Genomic DNA, 7,181 nt, shown 5'->3' on the forward strand with positions numbered 1-7,181 from the left:
GTCGATGGGCATTCACGGCCGGGTCTACGTACCGGCCAAGACGCCGAAGCAGAAGCGCGACCGCATCCGCTACCACGGTCGCGAGTTCATCGAGCTCATCGTCGGTGGCAAGACCTACGACGTGGCCGCCGCCGCGGCGCTCGACGACGTCGCCCGCACCGGTGCCACCCTGGTGCCGCCCTACGACGACCTGCGCACCATGGCCGGCCAGGGCACCATCGCCGTCGAAATCCTCGCTCAGCTCGACGTCGAGCCCGACCTCGTGGTCGTCCCGGTCGGCGGCGGCGGGTGCATCAGCGGCATCACCACCTACCTCGCAGAGCGCACCACCAACACCGCGGTGCTCGGGGTGGAACCCGCGGGTGCGGCCGCGATGGTCGCCGCACTGGCCAACGGCGAGCCAGTGACACTCGACCACGTCGATCAGTTCGTCGACGGCGCGGCGGTGGCGCAGGCGGGCGCGCTGCCGTACGCCGTGTTGGCCGCCGCCGGTGACATGGTGTCGATCACCACCGTCGACGAGGGTGCGGTGTGCTCGGCGATGCTCGACCTGTACCAGAACGAGGGCATCATCGCCGAGCCCGCCGGTGCCCTGTCGGTGGCCGCGCTCCTCGAAGCCGACGTCGCGCCGGGGTCGACGGTGGTGTGCCTGATCTCGGGCGGCAACAACGACGTCTCGCGCTACAACGAGGTGCTCGAGCGCTCACTGGTGCACCTCGGGCTCAAGCACTACTTCCTGGTGGACTTCCCACAGGAGCCCGGTGCGCTGCGCCGCTTCCTCGACGAGGTGCTCGGCCCGAACGACGACGTCACGCTCTTCGAGTACGTCAAGCGCAACAACCGCGAGACCGGCGAGGCACTGGTCGGCGTCGAACTCGGCTCGGCCGCCGACTTCGACGGCCTACTGGAGCGGATGCGAGCCTCCGACATCCACGTCGAGGCCCTGGAGCCGGGTTCACCGGCGTATCGCTACTTGACCTGAGCCGGTCTGGGTTCCGGCTCGACCGTAGGGTTCAACCATGGACGATCTTGAGCGTCCGGATTCCGAGACGGACCAACCCGATCTCGAGGAGCTGCGCTGCCAGTACGAAGAGGCGACCGATGCCGGAGACAGCGAGGCCGAGTTCGCCCTCGGTGTTCTGCATTCGGACTGGATGGATCCGCCCGAGCTGGATGAGGCGTGTCGTTGGTATTTGCGTGCCGCCGAGGCCGGGAACGTCGACGCCATGGTCAACCTCGGGTTCGTCTACGCGGAGCGGATGGATCCGCCCGAGCTGGACGCGGCGCGTCGTTGGTGTGAGCGAGCCGCCGACGCCGGGCGCAGCGAAGCCATGCTCGAGCTCGGTTGGATTCACGAGGAGTTGACGAGGCCGCGGGAACTCGACGCGGCGCGCGGGTGGTATGAGCGTGCCGCCGACGCCGGGAACGTCGACGCCATGCTCCGACTCGCGTACCTGTACCAGGAGTTGATCAGCCCGGCCGATCCGGAGGCGACGCGACAGTGGTGGGAGCGTGCGGCCGACGCCGGCCACAGCGACGCCATGCACAACCTCGGGGTGCTGCACCACGCGTTCATGGATCCGCCGGATGACGAAACGGCGCGGAGCTGGTGGGAGCGTGCCGCCGAGGCGGGGGAGAGCAAGGCGATGAACAGCCTCGGCCTGTTCTATTCGCACTGGACGGATCCGCCGGATCTGGACGCGGCGCGGCAGTGGTACGAGCGCGCGGCCGACGCCGGAAACCACGGCGCGATGAACAACCTCGGGTGGCTACACCACATGCAGATGGATCCGCCGGATCTGGACGCCGCCCGGCGCTGGTATGAGCGTGCCGCCGACGGCGGCCACCTCAGGGCGAAGGTCAACCTGGTGCGCTGGCGTATCGACGCGACGAAGTCGCGGTTGCGGCGCAAGTGATCGGTGAGCCGGTCATTTCCCGACGCGCAGGATCGCGAACGAATGGCCGCCCAGCCGCGTAGATTCCGCGCCGACGGCCGGCTCGTCGGAGGCCAACGCGACCTCGCCGCTGACGGGCACCGAAACCGGCTCCGTGCCGAGATTGCAGGCAACGGCGAAGGCCCCGCGCCGCAACACGATCCAGCGCTGGTCCTCGTCGTAGTCCACGCCAAGGTGGTCCAGCCACGGGTCGGCGAAGTCCGGCTCGTCGCGCCGCAACGCGATCAGGCCGCGGTAGACCTCGCGTAGCCGCGCGTGCTCGCCTGCGTCGATCTCGTCCCACGCCAGCTTGGAGCGCTCGAAGGTCAGCGGGTCCTGCGGGTCGGGCACCTCGTCGGCGTCCCAGCCGTGCTCGGCGAACTCGGCCTTGCGCCCCTCGGCGGTGGCCCGGGCGAGCTCCGGCTCGGGGTGGCTGCTGAAGAACTGGAACGGGCTCGACGCGCCCCACTCCTCGCCCATGAAGAGCATTGCGGTGTAGGGAGATCCGAGCACCAGCGCGGCCTTCACGGCGAGCTGTCCGAAGTCCAGGTTCTGCGACGGCCGGTCGCCGATGGCGCGGTTGCCCACCTGGTCGTGGGTCAGGGTGTAGGCCAGTAGTCGGGTGGCCGGGATGGTCGCGGTGTCAAGGGGGCGGCCGTGCCGTCGGTGCCGGAACGAGGAATAGGTGCCTGCGTGGAAGTACCCGTGCTTCAGCGTGGTCGCCAGCACGTCCAGTGAGCCGAAATCCGAGTAGTACCCCTGGCGTTCGCCGGAGACGGCGGTGTGGATGGCATGGTGGATGTCGTCGTCCCATTGCGCGGTCAGGCCCAAACCGCCGCGGTCGCGCGGCGTGATGAACCGAGGATCGTTGCGGTCGCTCTCGGCGATCAACGACAGCGGCCTGTCCAATCGGGCTGCCAGCGAGTCGGTTTCGCCCGACAGTTCCTCCAGGATGTGCACGGCGGTGGTGTCGACCAGAGCGTGCACCGCATCGAGGCGCAGCCCGTCGGCGTGGAAGTCGCGCATCCAGCGCAGCGCGCACTCGATGACGTAGGTGCGCACCTCGTCGGAACCGGCTTCGGCGATGTTGATCGACTCACCCCAGGGGTTGCTGCCCGAGGACATGTACGGCCCGAACCGAGGCAAGTAGTTTCCCGACGGGCCGAGGTGGTTGAACACCGCATCGAGCAACACGCCGAGCCCGCGGTCGTGGCAGGCGTCCACGAAGCGCACCAAGCCGTCCGGCCCGCCGTATGGCTCGTGCACGGCGTACCAGAGCACGCCGTCGTAGCCCCAGCCGTGCGTGCCGCCGAACGCGTTGACCGGCATGAGTTCGACGAAGTCCACGCCGAGATCGACCAGGTAGTCGAGCTGGTCGATCGCGGAGTCGAACGTGCCTGCCGCAGTGAAGGTCCCCACGTGCAGCTCGTAGAGCACCGCACCCTCGATGGACCGGCCATGCCAGGCGGCGTCCGTCCACGTCGCCGCCGAGGCATCCCACAGCTGCGAGTGTTCGTGCACGCCGTCGGGCTGGCGGGGGGAGCGGGGATCCGGCAGCACCGTCGGGTCGTCGTCGAGGACGAAGCCGTACCGCGCATCGGGTCGCGCGTCGACGTCAGCGCGCCACCAACCGTCGTCGGACCGGGCCATCGGATATAGCGTGCCGTCCACGTCGAGACGGACGCGGTCGGGGATGGGCGCCCACACCGCGAACTCGTGCTCAGTCATCGCGCTCCAACAGCACCACCGGCGTTAAGTTGAACAGCTCGGATACGTCGAGTCGGCCGCTATACCGGCGACCTGTGATGGCATCGGTCCAGTGTCCGTTCGGGAACGTCAGAAACGTATGGCCCCAATCGGTTTGGCTCAGCCGAACGGTGTAGCGGCTGACAGCGACGAGCACGTCGTCCCCGCGCAGGAATGCGACGAGATGCTCGGCGCCCGCGCCCTCGGCGAGGACCGGCGTATAGCCACCGGACAGAAAGGTGTCGGGTCGCTTTCTGCGCAGGCGCAGTGCTGCGGCGACGACGCCCATCTTCGCGTCGCGCAGGGACGAGAGCGCTTCCCGCCGCCGCGCATAGTCCACGGGCCTGCGGTTGTCGGGATCGACGAGGCTGTCATCGAGCAACTCGGTGCCCTGGTACACGTCTGGAACGCCGGGGACGGTGAGCGCCAGCAGCTTCTGGCCGAGCGCGTCACACCAGCCGTCGCCGACCAGTTGCTTGACGAGTCCGGTGAGTTCGACTCCGACCGGGCCGTCGACGACGTCGTCGAGCCATCGGTGGACGGCCGCCTCGAATTCTTCGTTCGGCTGATGCCAGCTGGTGTGTACCGCCGCTTCCCGCATTGCCTTCTCGGCGTAGTTGTGCAGCCGTTCCCTCAACTGATCGGTGACGATTCCGTCGGCAGGCCATACGCCGAACGCGTTCTGCAACAGGAACAGTCCGGTTGACGCATCGGGCGACGGCGTCGCCAGCGCCCACCTGCCCGTCAGCTCGTTCCACAGGGCAGGCACCTGCGATAGCACCCCGATGCGGGCGCGCACGTCCTCGCTTCGCTTCGTGTCGTGAGTCGACAACGTGACCATCGCCTGCGGCCACAGCCGGGCGCGGACCGCGGCGGCATGGTGGAACTCGGCGGGGTCGACCCCGAACCGGTCGGGTTGGCCGCCGACCTCGTTGAGCGCAACTAACCGCGTGTCCCGGTAGAAGAGACAGTCCTCCACCGCTTTGGCGGTGACCGCCCCGCACAGCTGCTGGAGTCGCGTCGCGGGCTCGGCGTGCTGGAGGGCGGCCGAGATCAACCGAAGCGGTCGGGCTAACTCCGGTGTGGTGAGTGCGGTCTCGGCGAGCGCGGTGGTCATCAGTGCGGAGAGACTGCGGTAGTCGGAGCGGTAGACGTCAAGGTGGGTGAGGAGAGCGGCGGCGGCATCGGTGAGCCTGGGATCGTCGGTTCCCACCGCCGTGACGATGGCGCGGTTCAGTCGGGCCAGCTCACTGCCCAGTGTTTCGGTGGCGGCGGCCAGCTTCAGCCGCGCGGCACTGTCGGGCGGCTCACCTCGGGTCAGTGCACCCGTCGGATCGACGAAGACGCCGCCGATCTCACGCAGCGCGTCGTACCCGGTGGTTCCGGCAACCGGCAGCGTTGGTTCGAGCGCCTCGTCGACGGCCAGGATCTTCTCGATCACTATCCACGCATCGGGGCCCGTGAGCTCGCGCAGCCACGCCAGATAGCCGCCCGGGTCGGATAATCCGTCGGGATGGTCGATGCGAAGCCCGTCCACCAGTCCCTCGTCGAACCAGCGTTTCACCTCCACATGAGTGGCGTCGAAAACAGCCCGGTCCTCCTGGCGCAGGGCGGCCAGTGAGGTGATGGAGAAGAACCGCCGGTAGCCGCACACGTTGCGCCGCCAGCTGATCAGGCGGTAGTGCTGCCGGTCATGCACCTCGGCGCCGGTGCCCGTGCCGGTACCCGGCGCGATGGGGTAGGCGAGATCGCCTAGCCGCAGCACGTCTCCGTCGACGACCAGGTCGGCCACGTCGTCGTCGGAACCGAGGACCGGCAACACGATTCGACCTTCGGGATCCAGCGCCCAGTCGATGTCGAAGAACGAGGAGAACGGCGACTCGCGGCCGTGCGCCAGCACGTCGAACCACCACTTGTTCTGCTCGGGATGTTCGACGCCGACGTGGTTGGGGACGATGTCGACGACCAGCCCCATGCCGCGGACACGGGCGGCAGACGACAAGCGCGCCAACCCCTCCGGTCCGCCAAGTGCGGCCGACACCGTCGTCGGATCGGTGACGTCGTAGCCGTGCGTCGACCCCTCGGCGGCGGTCAGGATCGGCGACAGGTACAGGTGACTGACCCCGAGATCGTCGAGGTAGTCGAGCAGGTTCTCCGCGTCGGCGAAGGTGAACTGGTCGCCGCGCATCTGCAACCGGTACGTGGACACGACCGGGAGTGCCATGGGCATGCAGATGCTCTCTAGGCTGACTTCTTGAGCACGAGCACCGAACGGCCCTGCACGGTGATCTTCTCGTCGGCACTGATCACCAGGTCGGTGTCTCCGGTGGGGTTGGCGGTGTCCAGCACCGCTGTCCACTCTCGGGCGTAATCGCCTGCCGGGGTGACGAAGTCGATGGTCTTGCTGTGGGCGTTGAAGCACAGCAGGAACGAGTCGTCGGCCACCCGCTCACCGCGTGCGTCGGGCTCGGGGATGGCCAAGCCGTTGAGGAACACCGCCACGCACTTGTCCAGCGCTCTGCCCCAGTCCTCTGGCGTCATCTCCTCGCCTGCGGGGGTGAGCCAGGCGATGTCGCGGACCTGCTCACCGGTGCGAATCGGCTTGCCCGCGAAGAAGCGGCGCCTGCGGAACACGGGGTGTTTCTTGCGCAGCTCGATGGCCTTGCGCGTGAACTCGACCAGGTCGCCGTTCTTCTCGGCCAACGACCAGTCCATCCAGGACAGTTCGGAGTCCTGGCAGTAGACGTTGTTGTTGCCGCGCTGGGTGCGGCCGACCTCGTCGCCGTGGCTGATCATCGGCGTGCCCTGGGACAGTACCAGGGTGGCAAGGACGTTGCGCATCTGGCGGGCGCGCAAGGTCAGGATCTCCGGATCGTCGGTGGGACCCTCCACACCGCAGTTCCACGATCGGTTGTGGCTCTCGCCGTCGCGGTTGTCCTCGCCGTTGGCGTCGTTGTGCTTCTCGTTGTAGGACACCAGGTCGTTCAGCGTGAAGCCGTCGTGGCACGTGACGAAGTTGATGCTGGCGCCCGGCCGACGGCCCGTCGCCTCGTAGAGGTCGGACGAGCCGGTCAGACGGGACGCGAATTCACCAAGGGTTGCGGGTTCACCCCGCCAGTAGTCACGCACGGTGTCGCGGTACTTCCCGTTCCACTCGGTCCACAAACCAGGGAAGTTGCCGACCTGATAGCCGCCCTCGCCGATGTCCCACGGTTCGGCGATCAGCTTGACCTGGCTGACCACGGGGTCCTGCTGCACCAGGTCGAAGAACGCGCTCAATCGGTCGACGTCGTGCAACTCACGGGCCAGCGTGGACGCCAGGTCGAAGCGGAACCCGTCGACGTGCATCTCGAGCACCCAGTACCGCAGTGAGTCCATGATGAGCTGCAGCGAGTGGGGGTGACGCACGTTCAAGCTGTTGCCCGTGCCGGTGAAGTCCTTGTAGAGCTTGAGGTCTCCATCGAGCAGTCGGTAGTAACCGGCGTTGTCGATCCCGCGGAA

5 protein-coding genes are annotated in these 7,181 nt (G+C 67.7%); 2 read left to right on the forward strand and 3 right to left on the reverse strand.

The features are described from left to right. The coding region (gene ilvA / locus QOC69_RS34105; RefSeq protein ID WP_526446936.1) for a threonine ammonia-lyase at window positions 1-982 on the forward strand (982 nt) is incomplete at its 5' end. Between the two features lie 37 nt (window positions 983-1,019). Further along, the gene (locus QOC69_RS34110; protein ID WP_526446938.1) at window positions 1,020-1,916 is read left to right on the forward strand and encodes a tetratricopeptide repeat protein; all 897 of its coding nucleotides are present in this window, start codon (window positions 1,020-1,022) and stop codon (window positions 1,914-1,916) included. A gap of 12 nt (window positions 1,917-1,928) precedes the next feature. Here QOC69_RS34110 and treZ read toward each other — a convergent pair whose 3' ends face one another. From treZ to QOC69_RS34125, 3 genes are all read right to left on the reverse strand, one after another. After that, a complete protein-coding gene (gene treZ / locus QOC69_RS34115) occupies window positions 1,929-3,662 on the reverse strand; it encodes a malto-oligosyltrehalose trehalohydrolase (RefSeq protein WP_526446940.1) in 1,734 nt (577 codons plus the stop codon). Next, a complete protein-coding gene (gene treY / locus QOC69_RS34120) occupies window positions 3,655-5,904 on the reverse strand; it encodes a malto-oligosyltrehalose synthase (RefSeq protein ID WP_526446942.1) in 2,250 nt (749 codons plus the stop codon). Before treY ends, treZ begins: the two co-directional genes overlap by 8 nt. 17 nt (window positions 5,905-5,921) lie before the next feature. After that, window positions 5,922-7,181, reverse strand: a 1,260-nt coding sequence (locus QOC69_RS34125) for a glycogen debranching protein (protein ID WP_526446944.1), incomplete at its 5' end; no start/stop codon positions are given.

Source organism: Mycobacterium sp. (genome assembly GCF_032162105.1).
In the GTDB taxonomy this organism is placed as follows: domain Bacteria; phylum Actinomycetota; class Actinomycetes; order Mycobacteriales; family Mycobacteriaceae; genus Mycobacterium.